This is a genomic window from uncultured Abyssibacter sp., from assembly GCF_964000955.1.
In the GTDB taxonomy this organism is placed as follows: Bacteria; Pseudomonadota; Gammaproteobacteria; order Nevskiales; family OUC007; genus Abyssibacter.
In genome coordinates, this window is the sequence record NZ_CAXFCL010000051.1 from 1 (window position 1) to 24,235 (window position 24,235).

A 24,235-nucleotide genomic window follows, 5' to 3' on the forward strand; every position below is an offset into this window, starting at 1 on the left:
GCCCCTATGTGGCTCCTGGCCTTTTTGAGTGGGACTGCGCGAGAGGGCGGTGAGAAGACGCAAGTCCTTATCCCATATAGACTTTGAGTATTTCGCCTGTCTTTCGAAAATGCTTGACAGGCGAAATTTTTTATGGCCGATCCGTCCGTGACTCGTGCCAATAAAAAAGGCGCCCGATGGCGCCTTTTTGGTGATGATCGGTAGCGCCTGGGGTCAGGCGGCGTAGTTCACGGTGAACTTGATCATCTTCTTGACGAAATCCGTATACGGCGGATTGAACATCTTGGTCATCGAAAACTTGTCCTGAACCACGGAGCGTTCATGGGAGAACGCCTTGAAGCCCCAATGGCCGTGGGCATTGCCGATGCCGCTATTGTTCACTCCGCCGAACGGGAGATTCCCGTGCAGGTACTGAACCATGTTCGTATTGATGCCGGTGCTGCCGGCCGAGGTGCTGGACATGACCTTGTTCATGGTCGCCTTGTCGCGAGTGAACAGGTAGAGCGCCAGTGGTTTGGGATTGGCGTTGACGTGTGCCAGCACGTCATCCAGATTGCGGTAGGTGAGCACCGGCAGAAGAGGGCCGAAGATCTCCTCTTCCATGATGCGGGCGTCGTTCGGCACATCCGTCAGGATGGTTGGCGCGAGATAGCACTCCGCATCGTTGGACTGGCCGCCGTGTGCAACCTTGGCGCCCTGCTCCACCGCACCCTGCATCAGCGAGTGAATACGACCGTGATGCCGCTCGTTGACGATACGGCAATAGTCGGGGCTTTGTTCGGGAGCGGCTCCATAGAACTTCTCGAGTTGCGCCCCCGCCGCGGCGACAAACTCGTCCCTCACGGATTCGTGAACGTAGAGATAGTCCGGCGCGATGCAGGTCTGCCCGTTATTGCTGAACTTGCCCCAAGCCACGCTTTCGGCCGCCCGCTGGACGTTGGAAGTTTCATCGACGATCACCGGACTCTTGCCGCCCAGTTCCAGGGTGACCGAGGTCAGATGTTCGGCCGCAGCCTTCATGACGATCTTGCCGACCGTGGGGCTGCCGGTGAAGAAGATGTGGTCGAATGGCAGCGACAGCAGAGCCTGGGAGGCGCGGACATCACCCTCGATGACGGCGACCTCGCTCGGGTCGAATGCCGATTCGATCAGCTCACGCATGAGCGCCGACATGTTCGGTGTCATTTCGGATGGCTTGATGATCGCAGTGCAGCCTGCGCCGAGCGCGCTGACCAGGGGCATGAAGCTCAGGTTCAGCGGGTAATTCCAGGGTGAGATGATCAGGCTGACGCCACGGGGTTCGTACTGCACCCAGGCCTTGGTGCCGAACGTTGTCGCCGTCGGGCGGACGCGCAAGGGCTTCATCCAGCGCTTGAGCTTCTTGATGTTCTTCCGGGCTTCGGCAAGCACCGGCATGATCTCCGAGATGTCGACCTCGGGTTCCGGCTTGCGAAAGTCGGCGTAGGCCGCCTGATAGATTCGGTCCGTATTGTCCTGGATCAGCGCCACCAGCCGCTTGATCCGCTCAATGCGTTCGGCCGCCGTCGAGCGTCGCCACCGCAATGCGGTCTCCTGTTGAGACTTGAAGATCGCGTCAATGGACGCGACATCCGGTGCGGCGTCCGTTGCCGGGAATTTCTCTGCGGGTGTGCTCATGGCATGCCTCTCATCGAGCGTCCTACTCTGTCAGACATCGAACCATACACCGGCGTACTGTGCGCGTAAATGAACGATCGTCCAATTACTGCCGGGTGCGCGACTGCTCCCATTCGTCGATCGCCTGAACGACGTTTCCTGCCACGGCGCCGATCAGCGCCTCGGCACTGATGTCGTCGCTGGCGGTCATGGCCCGCCAGGCCGCCGCGAGCATCGGCTCCGTGGTCGCGATGACCCGGGCGTCCAGTAGCATGTCGTAGGCGCGGTGCACGGCATCGATGCATTCGGCCACGGCCTCCCGGGAGAACTCGGCCTCCTGCATGACCAGCGCCAGTGTTGCATCCGGCATCTTCTCCAGCGCCTCCGGGCTGGAAGCGTCGCCGAGATTGCCCCATTCATCGGAGTAAATGCCGAGCAGCTTCGTGACCACGTGATGTAGCGCCAGCATGCAGGGCAGGTCGGTGGCGAGCCAGGGCTCATTGCGCGATGCAGCCAGACTCGCGCAGACCTTGAGTGAAGGCGCGACGATGGACCGGTACTCGAGGCTATTGACCCAGTTCTGATCTATCTCTGCCACAGGTGCACGCCGTACTTCTGGTAGCCCCGGACATTGTTCAGCCGCGTGTCCTCGTCGGCCTTGACCTCCAACACTTGGCCAACGAGCTGACCGGACAGGTAAGGGGCGAGCGCCGCGCCGCCGCCGCCGGTGACGACAATGGTGTCGATGTCCCAGTCATCAGCCCAGAGCTGATTAACCTCATTGGCGATGCTGCTTGCGAGCCGTTGCATGGCGTGCGCCGTGATCTTCTCGAGATCGAAGGTGCGGCCCCGGATCTTGATGCTGCCCTGCGACACCGCGTCATAGAGTCGGTAGAGCTCGACGTTCACGCCGCTCTTCTCGTGCAGCGCGGCCGCGATCCCCTTGAACGCCTTTGCGATGCCGGCGTCGGTGGACTGGCTCCCGCGCTCGGAGTATCGCGTCTTGTTCGAAATCGTGTAGTCGGCTGTCTTGAAGCCGATATCGATGATGCCGATCTTCTCTGTGGCCAGCCGACGGTCCGCGGCCTTGCCGAAATCGTTCAGCAGCAGGTGGAACATGGTGCCGAAGGGTTGCGGAATCACGCGGACACGATCGATGTTCACGCTGCGTGTCGTCCGCACGCCCTGGTGGTCGATGGTGGCGAACTCGTGACGCTTCTGGAGCTTCTCGACGAGCTCGTCCTTGTGCCGCCGGTAGTAGCTGATCGGCAAACCGGTGACGAGCCGAACCGGTTTGCCGTCCTCGACCGTCGAGGCCAGCGCCGTCAGCGTCAGGGTGCGCAGAAAACCGGCAATCAGCTTGTCCTGATCCAGCGTGAAGGTCCGCCCCCGGCTTTGCGACTCCGCCAGCTCTCCCACGAACCACGCGCCATCCTCGGTTTCGATATGGCGATGCGGTGGCAGGGTGGAACTGCCATCCATCAGGCTCTCGCGAAACTGAATGTCGGCTGGATCACCCAGCACCGACTTGAACACCTCGACCTGTCTGCCATCCGTGACCTTGGTGAAGCCAAAGCCGATGTCCACCCCTACGATCTGCACGGCCGCCTCCTTGCGTGCCTGCGCTGACTGCTCGGGGCCACTGCGTTCATTCTGGGTCAATGGTCCGGTACTCCCCCGGTATGCGGTAGGTCGCCGGATACGCGGTGCGCTTCACGATGCTCACTGTTTCCCGGCGCCCCAACAGTTCGCCAGTGTCACGATCCCGGAGCGTGGTCCACAGTGGAAATCCGGGCAGCTCCAGGATGCGGTTGTCCGCGCCGGCGCCGATCGCGGACAACATTGCCCGATAATGGCGGGTGAGCGTCGCGTCGACATCGGTGCTGGTTCCGACCTCGATCAGGTTGCGATCCTTGACCAGCACGTAACGGTTGAATGCCCAGTCCTGGAACCGGCCGCCGCCTTCCGGTGTGAATGCGCGCAGCGGCGGAGCTGCACTGGTCGCGAGGTGTCGCGTGGTTCGCGTCTTATGCGCGTGGTCCAGCAGGTGGACCCGCCCGGCTTCGAGGTCGGCGATCACCGCTATGCGGCCGTCGTCGTAGCGAAATCGCGACGAGCCAACCCAGCTATAGGCTGGACGCGTGCTGCCGTCGGCATCGGTGACCCGTTGCAGCACCAGCCAGTCGGCGTGCGCGACGCCAAGCGGGAGCAGGGTGCAGATCAACAGGACCACCGAGCGAATGCTGGGGATTCGGCGCGTCAACATGGCGCAAGTGTAGACGCAATCCTGGCGGCAGGTCATGTGGGGCCAACGCCTCCGATGCATGAAACAATGCGCCCCGTGCGATGACGACCGCGAGGAGGGAATCGATGACCAGCAATCAGCCCGGTCTGGGCGAGCCGCTGAAACTGCCATGCGGTGCGACGCTGCCGAACCGGCTGGCCAAGGCCGCGATGACGGAGGGCCTTGCGGATCCGTGGCTGCGGGCCACGGAGCGGCATCAGCGGCTTTACCGTCTCTGGTCCGAGGGCGGCGCCGGCCTGCTGCTGACCGGGAACGTGATGATTGACCGCCGCGTGCTTGAGCGGCCTGGCAACGTCGCGATCGATGGCAATGGCGGGCTGTCAATGCTGGAGTCCTGGGCGCGCGCAGGCACGTCAGCCGGCAACCAGCTATGGATGCAGATTTCGCATGCGGGCCGGCAAAGCCCGCGCTACGTCACGCGCCAGCCACTCGCGCCGTCCGATGTGCAGCTCAAGCTTGCCGGCAACTACGCCAGACCCCGCGCGGTTTCCGAGGATGAAATACAGGACTTCATCGGCCGATTCGGCCGCGTCGCGGGCATTGCCAAGCAGACCGGCTTCACTGGTGTGCAGGTTCACGGCGCGCATGGCTATCTGCTGTCGTCATTTCTGTCGCCGGTGACCAATCGGCGCACGGACCGCTGGGGTGGTTCGCTGGAGAACCGCGCGCGGTTCCTGCTCGAAGCCGTACGCCGCGTCCGCTCCACGGTGGGGCCGGATTTCCCGGTCGCGGTGAAGCTGAATTCCGCCGATTTCCAGAAGGGAGGGTTTGACGAGAATGACTGCTTGCAGGTCGTGGAGTGGCTGAACGACGAAGGCATCGACCTGCTCGAGATCTCCGGAGGCAACTACGAGCAGCCCCGGTTGCTTGGCTACAGCGGCCGGGAGGAAACCGCCGCCGAGGGCGCCGAGACCCGGCAGAGCACGCGCGAGCGTGAGGCTTATTTCCTGGACTTTGCGGCGAAGGTCCGTGCCGTGCGCAAGATGCCGCTGATGGTCACCGGTGGTTTCCGGTCGCGTACCGTGATGGAGGACGCGCTGGCGTCGGGAGACGCCGATGTGATCGGCCTTGGCCGGCCGCTTTGCACCGACCCGGATGTGCCACTGCGCCTGTTGTCGCGTGAACTCGACACGGCGCCCCGCTACGAGTCATCGATACGGCTGGGCACGGGTGTCTGGGGCGGGAACTCGTCCGTATTCCTGCTCAAGCTGGTCAACGTGCTGGGGCAGCAGGGCTGGTACTACCAGCAGATCATGCGCCTGGCGGATGGCAAGTCGGCTGATCCGCGCATGCCGATACTGATCGCGTTGGGCCGCTACCTGACGGACGAATGGTCCACGGCCGCGCGGATGAAGCGCTGAGTTTCTACAGCATGCCCGTGGCGAGTCGCGCCGCCTCGGACATCATTCCCTGGTTCCAGGGCGGATCGAACACGAGTTCCACGTCCGCGCTTTCCACCGTCGGCACCTGCAGGACCTTGTTGCGGACATCGCCGACCAGGATGTCTCCCATGCCGCAGCCTGGGGCGGTCAGCGTCATCTCGACACGCACCTTGCGTCCGGCGTCGTCGTGGTCGACCTTGCAGGAGTAGATCAGGCCCAGGTCGACGATGTTCACCGGGATTTCCGGGTCGTAGCAGGTTTTCATCTGCTCCCAGATCAGCTTTTCCACGTCGGCATCGCTGGCATCTTCCGGCAGCGTCAGTTCACCCTCGGGCTCCTTGCCCAGCGCGTCCGCGTCCTTGCCGTCGATCCGGAACAGGTGGCCTTCGACATAAATCGTGTAGCTGCCGCCCAGTGCCTGGGTGATCACCGCGTCGGTGTCTTCCGGCAACTCGACCCGGTCGCCGGCAGGGATCAGAATGCCGATCACGTCGCGACGAAGGGTGACAGGTTCGCTGGTGGAGCCTTGCATAGCGGGGAAGTCCGTGCGGTGGTTGCGAAGAGCCATCTTCGCCAGAGTGATGGCCTATTGTATCGCGCGCAGGAACCGGCGCATCGTCGGCCGGTCCTAGTCGGCAGGTGACACGAGAGGAAGTTGGGATGGCACGAAGCTGGTTCAAGGGTTTGCTGGTTTGTTCGCTGCTGACCGGATGTGGTCAGTCGGCCGCCGAGCCGGCATCGGAGCCGAACACCATCACGGTGACCGGCGAGGCGACCGTCCAGGTGGCGCCGGACAAGGCCACGTTGCAAATGGGCGTGGAGCATCAGGCGGATACCGTCGCCGCCGCGCAAAAGCAGGCGGATCAGGTCGTCGCGCGGATACTGAAGCTGACGGACCGTCTCGACGTCGACCGGGATCACGTCAAGACCACCGGCCTGAACATCCGCCCCGAGTACACCTGGCTGGGTGAGCCGCGGCGCCGGGAGCTGCAGGGCTATGTCGTGATCCGGCAGATCACCGTGCAGGTCGACGATCTGTCGCGCCTCGGTGACTTGATGGCGGGCGCCGTCGAGGCGGGCGTGAATCAGGTCCAGCCGCCGGTGTTCGATCATTCGGAGCGCCAGAAGCTGGAGCGCGAGGTGCTTGCCTCGGCGGCGAAGGATGCCGAGGCGCAGGCCAAGGTGCTGGCGGACGCTCTGGGTGTGACGCTGAGCGGGCCGAGAAGTGTCACCACCGGCAGTTCACCGTCGCCGCAGCCCATGCCGCAGATGGTCATGCGCATGTCGGCGGAATCCGCCGATGCGGCCGCGGGTTACGAGACCGGGCGCATCGCCATACGGGCCACCGTGAACGCCCAGTTCCTCGTCGACTAATCCGGGGCGGGTGCGGAATCACGTGGCCTGGTGCCGTGCGGCGCCGACGGCGCGTCAATCCGTGTTTTGCTGAGCGTTCAGTCGCTTCCAACGTGGCACGCATGCCATAATATGGCGCTTTCCCTCGGGGGTTTTACAGCCTGATTTCCGGTCTCGCGTGACCCGTTGGCGCGCGTGCCTTTCGGCTGTTCCGGCCCTCCTCAATGGCGAGAGCTATCTGGTGAGCGAATCTCCTGTCGTCGGCGTCATCATGGGGTCCCGTTCTGACTGGGACACCATGCAGCATGCCGTGGAAAAACTGGACGCGCTGGGCGTCGGCCACGAGGTGCGGGTCGTCTCGGCCCACCGCACGCCCGACCTGCTGTTCGAATACGCGGAATCCGCCCAGTCCCGCGGTTTGCTGGCGATCATCGCCGGTGCGGGGGGCGCGGCGCATCTGCCGGGCATGGTGGCAGCCAAGACCATCGTGCCGGTGCTCGGCGTGCCGGTGCAGTCACGCGCGCTGAACGGGATGGATTCCCTGCTGTCGATCGCGCAGATGCCGGCGGGCATACCGGTCGGGACGCTGGCCATCGGGCGTGCCGGTGCGGCCAATGCCGGACTGCTGGCGGCGGCGATCGTCGGCGCGCACCAGCCAGCGGTTCGTGAGGCGCTGGAGCAGTTCCGGCGAACCCAGACGGCGCGCGTGCTCGACGATCCGGACCCGCGCACCCCCGCATGAAGCTCGCGATCTTCGGAGGCGGTCAGCTCGGCCGCATGCTTGCGTTGGCGGCGCTGCCGCTGGACGTGCGTTGCCAGTTCCTGGATCCGGTCGAGGCGCCCTGTGCCGCGGCCGCTGGGCGTCACATCCGTGGCGACTATGAGGACCCTGCGGCGCTGGAGGCCTTCGCGCAGGGCGCGGATTCGGCGACCTACGAGTTCGAGAACGTGCCGGTTGCCGCGGTGGAGCACGTTGCCAGGCTGATCCCCGCGGCGCCGGGCGCGGTCTCACTGGCCTGCGCGCAGGATCGTGGGCACGAAAAGCAGCTTTTCGAGGACCTCGATATCGCGGTGGCGCCGTGGGCCGAGGTCAATGATGCGGGGTCACTGAGTCAGGCGGCTGCGACGGTCGGTTTGCCCGCGGTGCTGAAGACGCGTCGCTTCGGGTATGACGGCAAGGGTCAGGTCGTCATCCGCGGGGCGGATGAACTGGACGCCGCCTGGGACGCGGTGGGTGCCCAGCCCTGCGTGCTGGAGGCCTTCGTCCCGTTTCAGCGGGAAGTCTCGATGATCGGCGTACGCAGTCGCGAAGGCGAGATTCGCTGCTACACCCTGACCGAGAACGTGCACCGCGACGGCATTCTGCGCCGGTCGACCCCGGTGGAGGGTGACGCGCTGCAACCCGCGGCGGAAGCAGCCCTGTCCAAGGTGATGCGGGCGCTGGATCATGTCGGCGTCATGGCGTTCGAGTTCTTCGTCGCCGAGGGTCGTCTGCTCGCCAACGAAATCGCGCCGCGTGTGCACAACTCCGGGCACTGGACCATCGACGGTGCCGTGTGCAGCCAGTTCGAGAATCACGTGCGCGCGGTGCTGGACTTGCCGCTGGGCGAGACGGCGCTGCGTCAGCCCTGCGTCATGCTGAACGCCATCGGCTCGATGCCGGCGACGGCGGAACTCGCGGCGATTCCCGGTGTGCGGATTCATGCGTACGGCAAGTCCGCGCGACCGGGTCGCAAGGTCGGTCACGTCACCGTGCTGGGGTGTTCAACGTCGGAGCTGCGTCGCCGATTGGCTATGCTGGACGCATTGATCGACGCGTAGCCGGTATCTGTCGCGTCGACGATCGGAGGGACGACGCAACCAATGATGCCCGCGGCGCAGTCCGGTACGGATCCGGTTCACGCGATCAACGCAACGCAACGCCGGACGGTGGTCGTGTCCTCCGTCGGGCTCACGCTGTTGTGCGGGCTGATGTTCCTCACCATCCTGCGTCTGCCCTACGACGGCTGGATCGACTACGTGGCGACCGGTGTCACCGCGGTGCTTTGTCTGGTGCCGGGTCTGGTTTGCCTTTGGCGGCCGGCGTTGGTGCTCTGGTGTGGCAACGCGCTCGCGCTTGCGGTGACGGCGGGCGTACTGATCCGTATCACCAGCGTGATGCACGGACCGCTGTTCGAGGATCCGTCGACCAGCGCTTTCATGCCGGTGTTCGCATTCATCCCGCTGCTGTTCATGCTGATCACCGTCCTGGCCACCGCGCGGGTGGCTCTGGCCGCGAATATCGGCCTCTGGGCGGGGACGGTGCTGATCAGCCTGCCGCCGATCTGGGGTGTACTGCGGTCGCCCGACAGCGCCGTCCAGGGGGTGTTTCAGCTCACCTACTTCCTGCTCGTGGGGTTGCCTCTCACGCTGGTCGTGCTGTGGTTGCTGGTGCGTGCACGCCGCAATCTGCAGCGTGAACAGGAGCTGGTCCGGGAGCTGGCCAGCACACGCGAGCACCTGACCCAGGCGGTGCGCGGGGGCGGTGTCGGCCTGTGGCAGCGGGAGCCGGGAGATGACGGTGTCATGTGGTGGTCCGACCGCATGTACGAGATGCTCGGCCTGGACTCCGCGTCACCGGCCACGACCGCGTGGTTGCGCGGACTGGCGCACCCTGAGGACCGCGCGGTTTTCGAGGTGCTGGAAGCGGCGGAAACGATCGCCTCCTTCGACCACACCGTTCGCCTGCGGCAGCCGGATGGCGCCTATCGATGGTATGCGTTGAAGGGTGAGGCGGTGCCGACCGCCGATGGCGGCATCCGCCTGGCTGGCGCGTTGCTCGACGTTCACAAACGCAAACACGCCGAGCTGGCTCTGCACGAGGCGCGGCAGCTACTGGACAACATCATCCGCTACGCGCCGTTGTTCATCTACGCCAAGGACCGTGAGTCGCGCTACCTGCTGGTGAACCCGACCTGGGCTCACGTACTGGGGGTGGATGATCCGGATGCCGTCACCGGTCAACCCGATGACGCCTTCGTGCCGGCGGAGCTGGCGCGGCAATACCGTGACGATGACCAGCGGGTCATGACCACCAAGCAGTTGATGAACCGGCAGGTGTCCATGGTGGTCGACGGGACGACCCGGACCATGCTGAGCGCCAAGTTTCCGTTGCGGGACATTCACGGCGAGGTCAGTGGCGTGGCCGGCGTGGCGGTTGACATCACCGAATTGCAGGATGCCAAGGAGCGCCTGGAAGCCTTGCATGCCGAGCTGGAGCAATTCGTCTACATCGTCTCCCACGACCTGAGCGCTCCGCTTCGTGCGATCCGTGGCTTCAACGATTTGTTCCGCCAGCGGTTTGGCAGCGAGCTGCCGGAGGGCAGCGACGAATACCTGGAGCAGATCCAGAAGGGCGCCGACACCATGAGCAACATGCTCGGCGCGATGCTGGAACTGTCGCGTGCGACCCGCAACGGCGGTCCGTTCCGGGCCATCGAGATGGACGAATTGCTCGGTGGCGTGTTCGCCGATCTGGCCGACAGCTTCAGCGACGGTCCGGTCTACCTCTGTCTCGGCAGTCTGCCGCCGCTGTTCGGCGAGCCGACGCAGTTGATGCGCGTGCTCAGGTGCCTGGTCCACAACGCCTTGAAGTTCCGCCGCCAGGATGGACCGGTGCACATTCATCTGCACGGTGAACTGATTCAGGCCGGGACACGTGTCCGCTATCAACTGCGTGACAACGGCATCGGCTTCAAGCCGGCGCACGCGGAGCGGATGTTTCGCGTCTACCAGCGCCTCAACCCGGAGAGCCGTTACCCCGGCATGGGGATGGGGCTGGCGGTCGCGGAGAAGATCGTCCGTGCCCACGATGGACGGATCTCGGCCGAAGGCGAGCCGGGGCGGGGTGCCTGCATCACGTTCGAACTGCCCGCGCCGCCGCGCTAGGAGCCCACGGACCGGTTCGCACGCCCTCGCCTGGCCGGTGTTCCGGCAGTCGCTTCGCGGCGTGAATCAATCCGTGTTGCCTTGTCCGGGTATACACTGCCCCGCTGATTTCCGGGGCATCCGCCATGATCACCTTCGATGACATCCGCGCCGCCGCCAGCACTGTGGCGGGGCAGGTCAACCGCACAGCGCTGCAACGCTCCCGCGTGCTGTCGAAGATGACCGGCGCCGAGGTCTACCTCAAGTTCGAGACCTTCCAGTTCACCGCGTCGTTCAAGGAACGCGGTGCTCTCAACAAGCTGGCGTCGCTGACCGAGGACGAGCGCCGCGCCGGTGTGGTGGCGATGTCGGCCGGCAACCACGCCCAGGCCGTGGCTTATCACGCCGGTCGTCTGGGTATCGACAGCACCATCGTGATGCCGGTCAACACGCCGTTCACCAAGATTCGCAACACCCGTGATCTCGGTGCGACCGTGGTCCTCCACGGCGAAAACCTGGCCGAGGCTCAGGACAAGATGGAGGCGCTGGTGGCCGAGGGACGCACGCTCGTCCATCCCTATGACGATCCCATGGTCATGGCCGGCCAGGGCACGCTTGCGCTGGAAATGCTGGAGGATCAGCCGGATCTGGACACGTTGGTCGTGCCCATTGGTGGCGGCGGGCTCATCAGCGGCTGCGCCGTCGCGGCGAAAGCCATGAACCCGGGCATTCGCGTGGTCGGCGTCGAATCCGAGGGGTATTGCTCGGCATGGGCGGCGATCTCAGGCCAGCCCGATCTGCCCAAGGGTGGGCAAACCATCGCGGAGGGCATCGCGGTCAAGAACGTCGGTCGACAGACACTCGCGGTTATTCGTGAGTGCGTTGACGAATTCGCCCAGGTGCCGGAGACGGCTATCGAGCGTGCCGTGGGTCTGATCGTCAACGTCGAGAAGGTCATCGCCGAAGGCGCGGGCGCCGCGGGACTGGCGGCGATGCTGACCGAGCCCGAGCGCTATCGTGGACGCAAGGTCGGGCTGGTACTGTGTGGCGCGAACATCGATACACGATTGCTGGCCTCGGTCCTGACCCGCCAGCTCGTGCTGGAATCCCGGCTGGTGCATCTGCAGGTGGCGATCCAGGACAGCCCCGGTTTTCTCGGGCGCGTGGCCGCGACCATCGGCCAGGCCGGTGGCAACATCGTGCAGGTTCATCACCAGCGCTTGCAGGTGATTCACCACCCCAAGGACGCCGTGCTCGATACGTTGGTCGAGGCGCAGGACGAGGCGCATGCGCTTCGCATCATCGAAGCGCTGGAGCAGGCGGGATTCAAGGTAACCCGCGGCGTCAGCGGGATCGAGTGAACGCGCCCGTCGGGCGGGGTGACCAGCTGAACTGATCGCCGACCACGGCCCGCGCGTCACGCTCCAGTTGCGGTCCGTTCAGATCCTGCGACACCGCATGGTCGGGTCCTGAAACATGGCCGGGGAATTCGTGCGTTGGCGATGCTCGGGCACCGCGTCGACCGGGGCGCAGTTCGGATCCGGATAGGTGACCATCGACGAATCCAGCGCCGAGCATGGACGGACGTCAGTCTAGCACCGAGGCCGCATGCGACCGGACGCGCCCGTGTCCAACACCCCGTCGCGTCCGGGTGTTAGAGTCGCGCGCCGGCCGAGCCGCTGCATCAGGGAAACTTGGAGTGAATCGAGGTCTGTTCGCCGCCGTCGGGGCATTCCTGATCTGGGGCATGTTTCCGATTTACTGGAAGTCGCTGGAGCATGTCCCGGCGCTGGAGATCGTCGCGCATCGACTGACCTGGTGCTGCCTGTGGGTGCTGGCGTTTCTGCTGCTGACGCGGGGCACGCGCTGGGTACGCCCGTTGCTGTCGCGCCCGAAGGTGCTGCGCAACCTCACCCTCTCCTCGGCGCTGATCGGGGGCAACTGGTTCCTCTACATCTGGGCCGTGAACGCCGGTCACATCGTCGAGACCAGTCTGGGGTACTTCATCAACCCGCTGGTCAACGTCGTGTTCGGTGTGGTGCTGTTCTCGGAGCGTCTCAATCCGAGGCAATGGACGGCGGTGGTGGTGGCCGCCGTGGGCGTCGCCTACATGACCGTGTCGCATGGCCGACTTCCATGGATTGCCCTGGTGCTGGCCTGCTCGTTCGCGCTCTACTCCGTGGTTCGAAAGGTCACTGACGTGGAATCGGTGCCCGGCCTGGCCTGGGAATCCATCGTCTACTTCCCGCTGGTCAGCGGGTGGCTGATCTGGCTGTGGGCGCGTGGCGAGGGCGCCTTTCTCCGGGTTGACTGGCAGACCGACGCATTGCTGATTGTCGCGGGCATTGCCACCGCGGTTCCGCTGGTGCTGTTCGCGATCGCGGCCCGGCGCGTACCGTTGTCGACCATCGGCGTGTTGCAGTATCTGGCGCCGAGCCTGCAATTGCTCAGTGGCACCCTGATCTATGGTGAGGCGTTCACGCCGGTCGAGGCGGTCGGCTTCGGCTGCATCTGGCTGGCGCTGGCCATCTTCACGCTGGACGGTCTGGGTTCCCATTGGCGCAGGCGCATGGCGGTGCGAGCCCGGCCCGTGGATGCGATGGGCGCGGAAGCGGCCGATGCGCCGCTGTCCGGACAGGAATCACGCTAGCCGCGGTGAAAGCCATCCGGCAGGGTGCTCGGGTCTTCATCCGACTCGTCCTGCGGTGCCAGTTCGAAAACTGCCGGCGTGGTTCGTGGCACCGGGGCGTAGGGCGCCATGTCCTCGAACGGCACTGGCGGGCGTCGCCGGATCTCCAGCAGCGAGAAGGTTGCGTAGATCACATACACCGCTCCGGCATAGACGAACAGGGCCTGCGGACCCGCCCAGTCCATGGCGCGCGCGCCGACCAGTGGGCCGATCATCGCGCCCACGCCGTACAGCAACAGCAAGCCGCCACTGGTCTCCACATACTCGCCGGGTGCGGCACGGTCGTGGGCGAGCGCGGCGCTGATGGCGAAAATCGGCATCGACATCGCGCCGAACATCACCGCTGCCGGCAACAGGGTCCACAGGTGCACCCGACCGTAGAGTGCGATGGCGGCGGAGGCCAGCACGGCGCCGAACGCAATCGCGGCGATGACGCGGCGACGGTCCACCAGATCGGAGATCACCCCCAGCGGCCATTGGCCCAGTGCGCCGCCAAGGATGGCCGCGCTCATGAACGTTGCCACCGCGCCGATTTCGTAGCCAACCTGCTGCACGAACACGGGACCCAGTGCCCAGAATGCGCCATTGGCCGCGCCGCAGCTCAGCGTGCCCGCCGCGGCGACCGGGGAGATGCGCCACAGCTTGCGGATGTTCAGTTGCGCGCCCTTGATCGGCTGTGGGGCCACCGCGGTGCTCAGCGCCACCGGCACCAGGGCCAGCGAAATCAGGATCGAGACCACGGCGAACAGCACGAAGCCGAGCGGGTCGGCAAGCGTCAGCAATGCCTGGCCGATCAGCAACGCGGAGAAATCGACCATGCGGTAAATCGCGAGAATGCGACCGCGCTTTTCAGACGGCGCCCGTTCGTTGATCCAGCTCTCGATGATCATGTTCAGCCCGGCGATGCAGACGCCGGTGATCAGTCGCAGCACCATCCACCAGGCCGGGTCCACGAACAGGGCATGGCCCAACGCCGCGGCGGACGCGATGGACGCGAGCGCCGTGAACGTCCGGATATGCCCCACGCTCTTGACGAATAATGGCGTGAGCTTGCATCCGGCGACGAAGCCGACGAAGAACGACGACAACAGCAGTCCGATCGCGGTGAGGGAGAACCCCTCGAGGTTGCCGCGCACGGCGAGCAAGGTGTTCTGCAGGCCGTTGCCGGCCAGCAGAATCGCTGCGGCGATCAGCAGCGCGGCAATCGTGAGCAGGGCTTGGCGCACGGGCGATCAGGTTGGTGGAACGGATGACGGCATGTCTTGCGCATGGCCGGTCCATTCCGATTCCGGATGGGCGACGACCCGCAGGCACCCGATTCTAGCCCGTGTTGCCCCCTTCAACGAGGGCCGGAGTCTCCGGGGGCGCCGCAGACTCCGGATCGACCTCAGCGGGCGGCGGCGGTGCCGACCTCCTCATACTGTCCGCAGCCCGCGTAGACATTGAGGCCCGACAGCAGGCTGGCCAGGGTGGCCGTCGCGTTGATCTGAACCGCGTCGAACGCCGTGGTGGCCGGGGCGGACAGCGCGAACAGCTCCCCGCCGCCGACCACCTGGATGTTGAGCGCCGACAGGTTCAGCAGCGCTGCGTCGTTGACCGTTTCGACAAGCGTGTCATCCAGCACGAAATCCAGCGAGACGGTTTGCAGCAGGTCCAGCGCCAGGAGACTGGGCGGAATCTCCACGGTCGCGCCACCCTCATTGCCCGCGGGGTAGACCACGCCATCCGGTGCGGAGAGCAGCAGGCTCGCCGTCCCACCGAGCAGGCCGACGGGAATGCTCAGTGACGCGAAGTTGTCCGGGTCGTCGTCGACCGCGTTGTCCGGGTTGTCCACCGAGCAACCCAGGCACAGTCCGGAGACATCGCCGACGGCCGTCGCGCCCGCGCCGCCGATGGGCTGCACGCAGGTCAGGGTCGGATCCCCGCCGTCGCCACCACCACCATCGCCGCCGTCGTCGCCGCCATCATCACCGCCATCGGCGACACCTCCTGGCGGCACGTCCCCGTCCGCGGAGCATCCGGCCAGGGGCGCCAGCATGGCGATCAGCAGTACGGCCATCCATCGCCGCCATGTCGATTGTTCCGTCATCATCGGAATCTCCTGGTTCAGCGGATTCGAAGTTCGACCCGACGGTTGCGTTCGCGGCCTTCCTCGGTGTCATTGTCCGCAATCGGGTCGGACTCGCCGTAACCGGCGGCGGTCAGTCTGCCGGCCGCGACACCGCGTTCGACCAGGTAGTCACGAACGACGCGGGCGCGTTCCTCGGACAGTGACTGGTTGTAGCCTCCATCGCCCAGCGAGTCGGTATGACCGGCGATCTCGGCCTCGACGGCGTCGTAGTGCATGACGGTCTTGGCGATGCTGTCGAGAATTGCCTGCGCGTTGGCGGTCAGCCGGGCCGAATCGAACTCGAACTTCACGCCGCGCAGTTGCAGCACCTCTCCGATCGCGCAGCCACATTCGTTGACCTGCGCGCCGGGTGGCGTGTTCTTGCAGAAGTCGTAGGGATCCGGCACGCCGTCGCCATCTCCATCCGGGGGCGGCGGCGGTTCGATGACCCGCACTTCGGGTTCCGGCGGCGGTGGTGGTGGCGCAACGGGTGCCGACTGGCTCAGCGGGATTTCCAGCCCGAAGGACACACGAACATCGCCAAAGCCGTCCTGGAACCAGTCGTAGATGTAGCGCGCGTCGCCCCGCAGGCGCACGTTCCAGTCGCCAAGCCGGGCCGAGACCAGGCCGAGACCCGCGTTGGCGTAAGGTTCGGTGGAGTCCAGCATGTCCGGCGTGACGTCGTCGTAGATCGCGCCACCGCCCAGGAACACGAAGGGCGTCAGCGCCTCGCGGTCACCGAATGCATAGGCCAGATCCAGACCGAGCTGGTACTGGTAGAAATCGGTGAACCCCTCGACCCCGGTTTCCAGGCTGGTCGCGGAGAAGATGCCTTCGAGGTACAGCGGGCTGTCCGCCTCGAATAACTGATGACCGAGCAGCACGCTGAACCCGTAGCCGTAATCGACATCGCGTTCGTCATCGGCCTCGACATAGTGGCCGCTCAATCCGATGTACCGCGTCAGTGGCGCGTCCTGCGCCTGTACGGCCGCTATCGGCAGGCTGGCGCATAGCGCCGCCGCCCAAACTCCCTTCTGCATGTCGGTCCCTCGACGTCAGGTTTTAACGTGTCAATGCGTACTTAACGAACTGTCATTGTGGGAACGTACGCCGATCTGACGCGGGAAATCCAGTGGAACGGGGCGACTTTGTGCAAGGGATCACAATCCCCGGGTTATTGGCCGACGAGTGGTCAGTGCCCCCGCCGGGGCGTGACTAGCGCGGGAACAGCGGCTTGAGCGCCTTGTGGGCCCAGGACTGATAAAACACTTCCGGAGACCGCGGGTCACCGAAATTGTTGATCGAACGCTTGTACCAGAGGAGGTCGCCGTTGCTCAGGTCGACCAGCGCAACCACGTACCCGTAGCTGTCCTCGTCGTCCTGGTTGAGGATCTGCCCGTCTTCGGTGACACCGTCCTGGCTGCTGCCGAACCGGGAGAAACTGTTGGTACCGAAGCGGGCCTGCGCCGCCGCGCGGTGATCGACGGCGATGCCGAATACGCGGTAAACCCAGGCGAGCTCCGCATCCGCGTCGGTTCGGAGCGTCTCCAGTGTCGTCTCCGGCAGTTCCAGGGCGCGTGCCCCGTACTCCGTGCTGCTGTCGCTCAACACCCGGCGTCTGACCTGATCCAGCAGACGGTAGTAGGCGACGGAAACGGATTCCTCGCGGTCTCCGATGAACGTGTCCCGGACACGCCGGTTGCGATGGGCGCGCCGTTCCGTTTCCGCGATGCGGATTCGGCGGTCAGGGTCAACGGACTCGGTGCCGGCGCAGTATCCCGGCAGTCTGTTCCGGGCCGGAGCCGCGCGATGGTCTTCCAGTGCGCGGCGCAGACCGTCCGCCGCCGCCTCGCCGATGCGGATCGACGCATCGTGAATGATGACGTCTTCACGGCCCGGCTGGTCCGAGATGATGCAGCCGTCCCCGATGAGAACCGTTTGCTCGGTGCGGGCGCGCTGGGCCAGCGCGTCCAGGTAGTCATCCGGATCGACTGTCGGACCGTCCGGCGTGGTGGTGCAGCCGGTTGCAATCAGAATCAGCCCGCCGAGACAGCAGGCTTGCAGTTTGACCAATGGATGCATGGCGGCGGGAGCAGTCGAATCGGTCGGTAATGGTACAAAAATCCCACATTCATGGACACGGATGAGCAGGCTGCCAAAGCGCCCGCGGTGTCTGCATGGGCATGTGCTCCGGCAAGCCCTGCATGCGGTCGAGCCAAGCCAGTACGGCGGGATAGTCGTCGAGGCGGTATCCGCCTTCTTCCGCGACATGGGTGTAGGCGAACAGCGCGATGTCGGCGATGGTGGGGTGTCCGCCGACCAGCCAGCGTCGTTCACGGAGATGCCCGTCCATGCGACGCAGCGCGCGCTCACCCTGCGGCCGGCACCTGGCGATCTGCGAGGTGTGCGCCTCGGGTTGGCCGCTCAGGGCCACCCAGAACCTCACCGTGGCGATATACGGTTCATGCGAGTACTGCTCCCAGAACAGCCATTGCAGCACTTCGGCGCGCAGTAGCCGTTCATCCGGCCACCAGGCCGTGCCCTCCGCCAGGTAACAGAGCACGGCATTGGATTCGGCCAGATGCGTGTCGTCATCCAGTTCGACCACGGGCAGCTTGCCGAACGGGTTGATCGACAGGAACCAGTCGCTGCGGGTGGCTCCGGACAGGACATCGACCTCGCGCCATTCCAGCGTGATGCCGAGATGCCGGGCGAGCAGGGCAATCTTGTAACAGTTGCCCGAACGGGAATCTCCGTACACGATCATGCGTCGACCATCCTGAGATTGGGGATTCTGCTGTGATTGGGCGAACAATATGCCGCGTTGCCATTCCGCTGGCACTGATCTGTGCGGGCTGTGCCAGCACGCCGGAGCCGGTGGCGCGATTCGACACCCGTCTTGCCGGCTATTTCGACGGCGAGCCGCTGGAGCGGGGCAGGCACCCGGCGTCGGCACGCGTGGGCGTTGGCGTGCTGCCCAGCGAGTCGTCCGGTGCCGTTGCCGAGGCGAACCGGCTGAGCATGATCGCGGCGATGCGCAAGGCGTTGTCCTCCGATTCGGTGAAGCGTTCGATCCGCCCGATTGACGACAGCTATCTCAAGGCGGGCCGCGGCCTGGAGAACCTGCGCCAGACCGGCAAGCTGTTCGGCGTGGACACCATCTTCCTGCTGTCGATGGATCAGCAGTTCCGCCCGCAGGAGTCCGGCGGGCTGGTGCGGGTCACGACCGCGACGGGCCCCCGGGATGTCGACCTGCCCAGCCAGGCGCTGCTGACCTACATTGATGTGGTGATGGTTGATCTTGCCTCCGGCGAAGCCGGCTATGCGCGGCAGGTGATTTCGGAGCTGGGCGTCGATGCCCGAACCTGGACGGACCCGCGTCTGCGGCGTCAGGCCGAGGCGGATGCGACAGCCAGCGCCTTGCAGCGCCTGCAGACGGTGCTGTCGGAAGACTGGTCTGCCCAAAAGCGGTAGCGGTCAGCGCACCTCGATCGCGTCGACCGCATCCAGCGCGCGGTTGACCGCACCCTGATTGCGAAGCACGACGGAGCGGGCCGCCGCCCCGGTCCTGCGGTGCAGGTCGTCGTCCACCCATAGCGCCGCGACCCGTTCCGACAGCTCGGCCGCGTCCCGAACCTCCCAGCCGCCCCCAGCGGTCATCAGCGCGTCACCGGCGGCGCGAAAGCTGTGCCGATGCGGGCCGAACAGCACCGGCATGCCCAGCGCCGCCGGCTCCAGCACATTGTGCCCGCCGATGGGCACCAGACTGCCTCCGACGAACGCCACCTGCCCCAGCCCGAACATCGCCAGCAGTTCGCCCATGGTGTCGCCGATCAGCACATCGCAGTCCGCTGGTCCTGTGGGCTCACAGCGGGACCGGACCGTCCAGCCCGCGTCGATTGCTGCGTCACGCGCTGCGCGGAACCGTTCCGGGTGGCGCGGGACAAGCACCAGACGGGCGGCCGGAAACCGCTCGCGCAACTCGCGGAACGCCTCCAGCAGGATCGGCCATTCGCCCGGATGAACACTGGCGCCGATCAGCGTCGGCGGCGCTGGCGAGGGCCAGTTCACGGCCTCGATCAGCGCATCGGTCCGGGCCGCGAGATCGGCCGGCAGCTCGCGATCGAACTTGATGTTGCCCGACGCGCGGACGCGGTCGGCTGGGGCGCCAAGCTGGACAAAGCGGGTGGCGTCGTCCTCATGCTGGGCCAGCACGCAGGTGATCCGTCCGAGCATCACCCGCGCCAGTCGCGGCACGCGGCTCCAGGCACGGAACGAGCCGGGCGACATCCGCGCGTTGACCAACACCAGCGGGACACGGCGCCGATGACAGGCGGCGTAGAGATTGGGCCAGAGTTCCGCCTCGATGATGATTGCCCGCGCGGGTCGCTTGCGCGCCAGGAACCGGTTCACGGACGTCGGCAGATCGTAGGGCAGATAGCAATGATCAACAGTCTCGCCGAACAGCTCGCGGATGCGGGCCGAGCCGGTCGGCGTGCCGCAGGTGACGAGAATCGGATCGTTGCCGTAGCGGTCGATCAGTCGGCGGATCAGCGGTGCGGCCGCTTCCACTTCGCCCACCGACACGGCATGCAGCCAGACCGGCGTGACGTGGGCGCTGGGTCGACACCAGCCGAAGCGTTCGCCGAAGCGGTGCAGATAAGCGCGCTGACGCCGGCCGCGGCGCAGCAGGTTCAGCAGGACCACCGGGACGGCGATATAGAACAGCGCGGTGTACGACCAGCGCGCGAGCGTGGTGTAAACCACTTCCATCCGGGGGCGAGGGTTCACACCGCGTCCTGATAGCCGGCCAGCAGGGCCGACCAGTCGGCCTCGACGAACCGTGTGTCAGGTGCACGGGAGATCAGCTTGTCCAGGGAGCGCCGCAACCGCTTCAGGTTGCCCGCGGCCCAGTAACGTCCGGCGCGCAGGCGCGCGCGGTCCAGGTCGATCAGGTGCCAGCGCGCGTCTCCGTCGCAGAGCAGGTTCGCGATGTTCAGATCCGCATGCCAGACCTGCTCGGCATGCAGCTGACCGATCACCGCGCCGACCGCGCGCCAGTCACCGGCGGTGAGATCGCCATCCTGCATGCGCTGGCCCAGCGAGCGGGCGTCGGGAATGCGACAGGTGATCAGCGCGCCCGTGTCGGTCAGGCCATGGCGGCTGAGGCAGGCTGCGACCGGGCGCGGGACCGGTAGGCCCTGGGCATGCAGGCGGGCGCTGATGCGGAACTCGCGCCACGGCCGGCTTAGCGCGTTGGAGTTGTGCCAGTAGTGGTCACGGATCAGTTTGCCCGGCAGCCCGCCGCGGCGGTAATGGCGGAGAACCCAGGGATTGACGGGGGAACCCACAAACCAGGCTGCCCCGCGACCTGCGTCCACGGGCTGGAGCGCATCCCGGGCCGCCCATGTGTCCGGATCGAACAGGGCGGCGTTCGGCTCGGGTACGAGGTCGGGGTCATATAAAATGTGGTGATGATGATCCTGACGTCGCGCTTCGCGAATGGGTCCCGACATGCGTTGCTCGGCGGCCTCGACTCGGTGGAAATGGCTCGGCCCCGTCCGCGTGGAACTTTGACACGCGCGGGACGCGGGCATTGTGCGTCAAAGCGGCGCCCAGCCCCAGCCCGGCACGCGGGGGGCTCGCGATGAGCCCCATGGCGAGCCGGCCGGCCCCCAAGGGGCCGAAGCACTGGGGGGACTGGGTGCTTTATGCGCTGATCCGCCTGCTGCTCCTGTTGCCGTACCCCGTGCTGATGTGGGCAGGCACTGGCATCGGGCGTCTGTTCCGGCGTCTGTCGGCATCGCGGCGTCATGTCGTCGAGACCAATCTGCGCGTCTGCTTTCCGGACTGGACGCCCGAGCGGAGGGATGCGGTTGCTCGGGGGCATTTCGCCGCCATGGGGCGGGGTTTGATCGAGGCGGCGCTGGCCTGGTGGGCATCCGACCGCAAGCTTGCCGGTCGCGGCGAGGTGATCGGGCTGGAGCATCTGGACCGGGCGCTGGAGCAGGGCGGGGTCATTCTGCTGACCGGCCATTTCACGACGCTGGAACTGGCGGCGCGCTACGTGGCGATGCAGCGACCGTTTCACGCCATGTACCGCCCGCTGGACAACCGGTTCTGGGATGTCGTGACCACCCGGGCGCGCGAGGTCCGCTCGCGGCGGCCGTCGGTGCCGCGCCGGGATTTGCGGGCGCTGATCAAGACGCTGCGCAAGGGCGGGGCGGTCTGGTACGGGCCCGATCAGACGCTGAGTCATCGCAACAGCGCGTTCGTGCCGTTCTTTGGCGTGTCGACGCTGACCCTGACCGCGACGTCACGCCTGGCCGAGATGGGCCGCGCCCAGGTCGTGCCGTTCTATCCGGAGTGCCTGCCCGGTAACCGCTATCGCGTGGTATTCGGCGCGCCGCTGGAGAACTTCCCCACCGACGACGTGATCGAGGACACGCGGCGTATCACCGCCACGCTCGAGACGGCGATCCGCCGTTGTCCGGAGCAGTATTTCTGGATGCACCGCCGCTTCAAGAAGCGGCCGCCCGGAGATCCGCCGATCTACTGATTGGCGCCGACGCGCAGCTGGTATCCCACGGGCACCGTGATCGCCAGGCCCTGGTCCGACAGCTCGGCGGGAATCGGTGGCAACGGCGCGGCGCGCGCCAGCATTTCGAAGGCGGCGTTGTCCAGGATGGGAAAGCCCGACGAGCGGACGATTCGCGCGCCATGCACCCGGCCGTCAGGTTCGACCGTGAACGCGAGCTCGACGACGCCCTCCCAGCCCCGGCGGCGTGCGCTGTCCGGATAGTCGCGGAATTGCGTCAGCCACTGCTGCAGCTCGGTGAAGTAGTCGGCGACACCAACGGACGGAGCGCTCGTGGCGCGCGCAGCGGTGGCCGATGCGCTTGAGTTGGCGGGTGACGTTGCGCGTCCGCTGGACCGCGCCCCCGCGGACGCAGGCGGTGAGCGGGTGTCGGCGGGTTCCGGCACGACCCGTTTGGCGATCGGTGTCGGCGCTCTGGTTTCGGCAGTCTGCTCCTGTTGCGGCAGGACGCTCAGGTCAAGCGCGACTCCGGATTCCTCGGCATGCGTCAGTTCAATGCTTTCGCCGCCGGGGGCGATGACACCCAGATGGGCAATCGTGGCCAGGCCGGCTGCGGCCAGCCAGTGAATCGGGGCGATGATCTGGTCAGGCGTCCGGCGCATAGAGCAGCCGGGTGGCCGCATCCCGCATGCGATGGCTGACGCGTTCGATGCGGCGATCGAACCACTGCAGGATGATGACCGCGGGAATCGCCACGATCAGCCCGGCGGCGGTGGTCAGCAGCGCTTCCCAGATTCCGCCCGACAACAGCGACGGGTCGATGCGTGCTCCGGCCTGCTCCAGCTCGCGAAACGCGCGAATCATGCCGATCACGGTGCCCAGCAGACCCAGCAGCGGGCTGAGGTAGGCGACAACTTCCAGCGGCCGCAGAAAGGCCCGCAGGCCCTCCAGCTCCTCGCTGGCCACGCGGGCCACCTCGGCCGAGCGCGCCTCGGGGCTGCGGCCATGCGAATTCATCGCGCATTCGATGACTCTCGCGACCGGGCTCGGATGGCCGTCGACCATGGCGATGGCCTCGTCGTGCCGACCGCGAATCCATAGGTTGATCGACGGATTGACGAACTGCACGTCGCCGACGCGCAACCGCACGAACTGCCAGAGCTTCACCAGTGCGATGGTCAGCGAGAGGATCGACAACAGGATCAGGACCAGAATTACCGGTCCACCCGCGTCAATCAGAAACGACAGTCTTTGCACCCCGTTCTCCCGCTGGTCACGCTGGTTTGCATGGATGATGCTTCCGCATTGTAGGGCCGCCGCCCTGCTCAACCAATGAGCTTGTTGTTATCATTTCGCCAGCCTAGGGTTTTCGCCTTTCATTCTGAAGGTTTACGGGATGCTCCCTATCAACACACGACACATCTTTGCCGGCGTGATGTTCACCGTCGGCGCGTGTTTCGCGTTGCCCGCCTCCGCGGCGGATCTCGCTCAGGCGCGTCAGCTAATCAACGAAGGCCGGTTTGCGCAGGCACTTGCGCTGCTGGACACCCATCTGAAATCCAGTCCGCAGGATGCCGAGGCGCGGTTCACCCGCGGCCTGGTACTGGTGCGCATGTCGCGCGCCGACGAGGCCATCCAGGTGTTCGCGGATCTCACCCGTGACTTTCCGCAGTTGCCCGAGCCGTACAACAACCTGGCGGTTCTGTATGCGCAACGCGGGGACTACGAGCGCGCCCGCGACGCGCTGGAGGCGGCGTTGTCCACGCACCCCAGCTACTCGACCGCGCACGAGAATCTCGGCGACGTCTACACCGCGCTGGCCACCGCCGCATACAACCGCGCGCTGGTGCTGGATCAGAACAACGACTCCATCCGCATCAAGCTGAATCTGCTCAACCAGATGGATGGCGTGACGCCGGAAACGGATACCGAGTCGGTCGAGGTCGCGGCCGCGGAGCAGGAAACGACCACGCCGGAACCGCAGCCGATCACGCCGCCGACACCGGTCAGCACGCCGGAGCCGGCTCCGGAGCAGGCCGCCAGCGCCGAGAGCGACATTTCCGACGGTCTGACGCGCACGCTGTTCGGCTGGGCCAGCGCCTGGTCCAACCAGAACGTCGATGGTTATCTGGACGCCTATCACCCGGACTTCGACCCCGAGGACGGCACCACGCGAGCGCAGTGGGCGCGGATTCGCCGCGCGCGCGTCAGCGCGCCCGATGCCATTCGGGTTCGTGTGGTCGAGCCCAGCGTCGAGGTGACCAGCGATACCGAAGCCAGCGTGACCTTCATCCAGGTCTACGAGTCCGACAGCTAC

Annotated in this window: 24 protein-coding genes; 10 read left to right on the forward strand and 14 right to left on the reverse strand. The window is 65.8% G+C overall.

Annotated features, from left to right (window positions below; all coding sequences use genetic code 11):
- Positions 1–213: 213 nt before the first annotated feature.
- The 4 genes from ABNS06_RS02205 to ABNS06_RS02220 all read right to left on the reverse strand — a co-directional run bounded on the left by ABNS06_RS02205 (position 214) and on the right by ABNS06_RS02220 (position 3,901).
- Positions 214–1,656 (reverse strand): aldehyde dehydrogenase family protein, encoded by a 1,443-nt coding sequence (locus tag ABNS06_RS02205; RefSeq protein ID WP_348672330.1) that lies wholly within the window; start codon positions 1,654–1,656, stop codon positions 214–216.
- Between the two features lie 85 nt (positions 1,657–1,741).
- Complete coding sequence (locus tag ABNS06_RS02210) at positions 1,742–2,233, reverse strand: hypothetical protein (protein ID WP_348672331.1); 492 nt, start codon at positions 2,231–2,233, stop codon at positions 1,742–1,744.
- The gene (locus ABNS06_RS02215; RefSeq protein ID WP_348672332.1) at positions 2,221–3,297 is read right to left on the reverse strand and encodes a ParM/StbA family protein; all 1,077 of its coding nucleotides are present in this window, start codon (positions 3,295–3,297) and stop codon (positions 2,221–2,223) included. Before ABNS06_RS02215 ends, ABNS06_RS02210 begins: the two co-directional genes overlap by 13 nt.
- Positions 3,284–3,901, reverse strand: a complete 618-nt coding sequence (locus ABNS06_RS02220) for a hypothetical protein (protein WP_348672333.1) — start codon at positions 3,899–3,901, stop codon at positions 3,284–3,286. Before ABNS06_RS02220 ends, ABNS06_RS02215 begins: the two co-directional genes overlap by 14 nt.
- A gap of 104 nt (positions 3,902–4,005) precedes the next feature.
- On the opposite strand from ABNS06_RS02220, the gene ABNS06_RS02225 reads away from it, so the two are divergent.
- A complete protein-coding gene (locus tag ABNS06_RS02225) occupies positions 4,006–5,301 on the forward strand; it encodes an NADH:flavin oxidoreductase/NADH oxidase family protein (RefSeq protein WP_348672334.1) in 1,296 nt (431 codons plus the stop codon).
- 4 nt (positions 5,302–5,305) lie between these two features.
- Here the strand turns inward: ABNS06_RS02225 and sufT are convergent, their stop codons facing one another.
- Positions 5,306–5,854, reverse strand: a complete 549-nt coding sequence (gene sufT, locus ABNS06_RS02230; RefSeq protein WP_348672335.1) for a putative Fe-S cluster assembly protein SufT — start codon at positions 5,852–5,854, stop codon at positions 5,306–5,308.
- A 128-nt stretch (positions 5,855–5,982) separates the two neighbouring features.
- On the opposite strand from sufT, the gene ABNS06_RS02235 reads away from it, so the two are divergent.
- The 6 genes from ABNS06_RS02235 (at position 5,983) to rarD (ending at position 13,231) form a co-directional block, all read left to right on the forward strand.
- Positions 5,983–6,696, forward strand: coding sequence for an SIMPL domain-containing protein (locus tag ABNS06_RS02235; RefSeq protein WP_348672336.1), 714 nt, complete (start codon positions 5,983–5,985; stop codon positions 6,694–6,696).
- A 250-nt stretch (positions 6,697–6,946) separates the two neighbouring features.
- Positions 6,947–7,417, forward strand: coding sequence for a 5-(carboxyamino)imidazole ribonucleotide mutase (purE, locus tag ABNS06_RS02240; protein ID WP_348672353.1), 471 nt, complete (start codon positions 6,947–6,949; stop codon positions 7,415–7,417).
- A complete protein-coding gene (locus tag ABNS06_RS02245) occupies positions 7,414–8,496 on the forward strand; it encodes a 5-(carboxyamino)imidazole ribonucleotide synthase (RefSeq protein ID WP_348672337.1) in 1,083 nt (360 codons plus the stop codon). Before purE ends, ABNS06_RS02245 begins: the two co-directional genes overlap by 4 nt.
- A gap of 42 nt (positions 8,497–8,538) precedes the next feature.
- Positions 8,539–10,602, forward strand: coding sequence for an ATP-binding protein (locus ABNS06_RS02250; protein ID WP_348672338.1), 2,064 nt, complete (start codon positions 8,539–8,541; stop codon positions 10,600–10,602).
- A 125-nt stretch (positions 10,603–10,727) separates the two neighbouring features.
- Complete coding sequence (locus ABNS06_RS02255) at positions 10,728–11,942, forward strand: threonine ammonia-lyase (protein ID WP_348672339.1); 1,215 nt, start codon at positions 10,728–10,730, stop codon at positions 11,940–11,942.
- A gap of 338 nt (positions 11,943–12,280) precedes the next feature.
- Positions 12,281–13,231: an EamA family transporter RarD gene (rarD, locus tag ABNS06_RS02260; protein ID WP_348672340.1), complete on the forward strand. Its 951-nt coding sequence runs from the start codon at positions 12,281–12,283 to the stop codon at positions 13,229–13,231.
- Here the strand turns inward: rarD and ABNS06_RS02265 are convergent.
- From ABNS06_RS02265 to ABNS06_RS02285, 5 genes are all read right to left on the reverse strand, one after another.
- The gene (locus ABNS06_RS02265; RefSeq protein WP_348672341.1) at positions 13,228–14,496 is read right to left on the reverse strand and encodes an MFS transporter; all 1,269 of its coding nucleotides are present in this window, start codon (positions 14,494–14,496) and stop codon (positions 13,228–13,230) included. The genes rarD and ABNS06_RS02265 overlap by 4 nt on opposite strands.
- Before the next feature lie 161 nt (positions 14,497–14,657).
- Positions 14,658–15,362, reverse strand: a complete 705-nt coding sequence (locus ABNS06_RS02270; RefSeq protein ID WP_348672342.1) for a hypothetical protein — start codon at positions 15,360–15,362, stop codon at positions 14,658–14,660.
- Positions 15,363–15,376: 14 nt separating this feature from the next.
- Positions 15,377–16,420: an OmpA family protein gene (locus ABNS06_RS02275; protein WP_348672343.1), complete on the reverse strand. Its 1,044-nt coding sequence runs from the start codon at positions 16,418–16,420 to the stop codon at positions 15,377–15,379.
- Positions 16,421–16,595: 175 nt separating this feature from the next.
- Entirely contained in the window at positions 16,596–17,462 is an 867-nt protein-coding gene (locus ABNS06_RS02280; RefSeq protein WP_348672344.1) for a hypothetical protein, read from the reverse strand.
- A 49-nt stretch (positions 17,463–17,511) separates the two neighbouring features.
- The gene (locus ABNS06_RS02285) at positions 17,512–18,147 is read right to left on the reverse strand and encodes a glutathione S-transferase family protein (RefSeq protein WP_348672345.1); all 636 of its coding nucleotides are present in this window, start codon (positions 18,145–18,147) and stop codon (positions 17,512–17,514) included.
- A 110-nt stretch (positions 18,148–18,257) separates the two neighbouring features.
- Here ABNS06_RS02285 and ABNS06_RS02290 point away from each other — a divergent pair, with 110 nt between their 5' ends.
- The gene (locus ABNS06_RS02290) at positions 18,258–18,854 is read left to right on the forward strand and encodes a hypothetical protein (protein WP_348672346.1); all 597 of its coding nucleotides are present in this window, start codon (positions 18,258–18,260) and stop codon (positions 18,852–18,854) included.
- A 3-nt stretch (positions 18,855–18,857) separates the two neighbouring features.
- On the opposite strand, the gene waaA is transcribed toward ABNS06_RS02290, so the two are convergent.
- Both waaA and ABNS06_RS02300 read right to left on the reverse strand, forming a co-directional pair.
- Positions 18,858–20,171 (reverse strand): lipid IV(A) 3-deoxy-D-manno-octulosonic acid transferase, encoded by a 1,314-nt coding sequence (gene waaA, locus ABNS06_RS02295; protein ID WP_348672347.1) that lies wholly within the window; start codon positions 20,169–20,171, stop codon positions 18,858–18,860.
- On the reverse strand, positions 20,168–20,896 hold the full coding sequence (locus ABNS06_RS02300; protein ID WP_348672348.1) for a 3-deoxy-D-manno-octulosonic acid kinase: 729 nt from the start codon (positions 20,894–20,896) through the stop codon (positions 20,168–20,170). Before ABNS06_RS02300 ends, waaA begins: the two co-directional genes overlap by 4 nt.
- Before the next feature lie 140 nt (positions 20,897–21,036).
- On the opposite strand from ABNS06_RS02300, the gene ABNS06_RS02305 reads away from it, so the two are divergent.
- A complete protein-coding gene (locus tag ABNS06_RS02305) occupies positions 21,037–21,939 on the forward strand; it encodes a lipid A biosynthesis acyltransferase (protein WP_348672349.1) in 903 nt (300 codons plus the stop codon).
- Here ABNS06_RS02305 and ABNS06_RS02310 read toward each other — a convergent pair.
- Together ABNS06_RS02310 and ABNS06_RS02315 are read right to left on the reverse strand one after the other, a co-directional pair.
- Positions 21,933–22,580 (reverse strand): energy transducer TonB, encoded by a 648-nt coding sequence (locus tag ABNS06_RS02310; RefSeq protein ID WP_348672350.1) that lies wholly within the window; start codon positions 22,578–22,580, stop codon positions 21,933–21,935. The genes ABNS06_RS02305 and ABNS06_RS02310 overlap by 7 nt on opposite strands.
- Complete coding sequence (locus ABNS06_RS02315; RefSeq protein ID WP_348672351.1) at positions 22,564–23,175, reverse strand: MotA/TolQ/ExbB proton channel family protein; 612 nt, start codon at positions 23,173–23,175, stop codon at positions 22,564–22,566. The genes ABNS06_RS02310 and ABNS06_RS02315 overlap by 17 nt, the downstream gene beginning before the upstream one ends.
- A gap of 139 nt (positions 23,176–23,314) precedes the next feature.
- Between ABNS06_RS02315 and ABNS06_RS02320 the strand changes: the two genes are divergently transcribed.
- A partial coding sequence (locus ABNS06_RS02320; RefSeq protein WP_348672352.1) for a tetratricopeptide repeat protein occupies positions 23,315–24,235 on the forward strand: 921 nt, incomplete at its 3' end.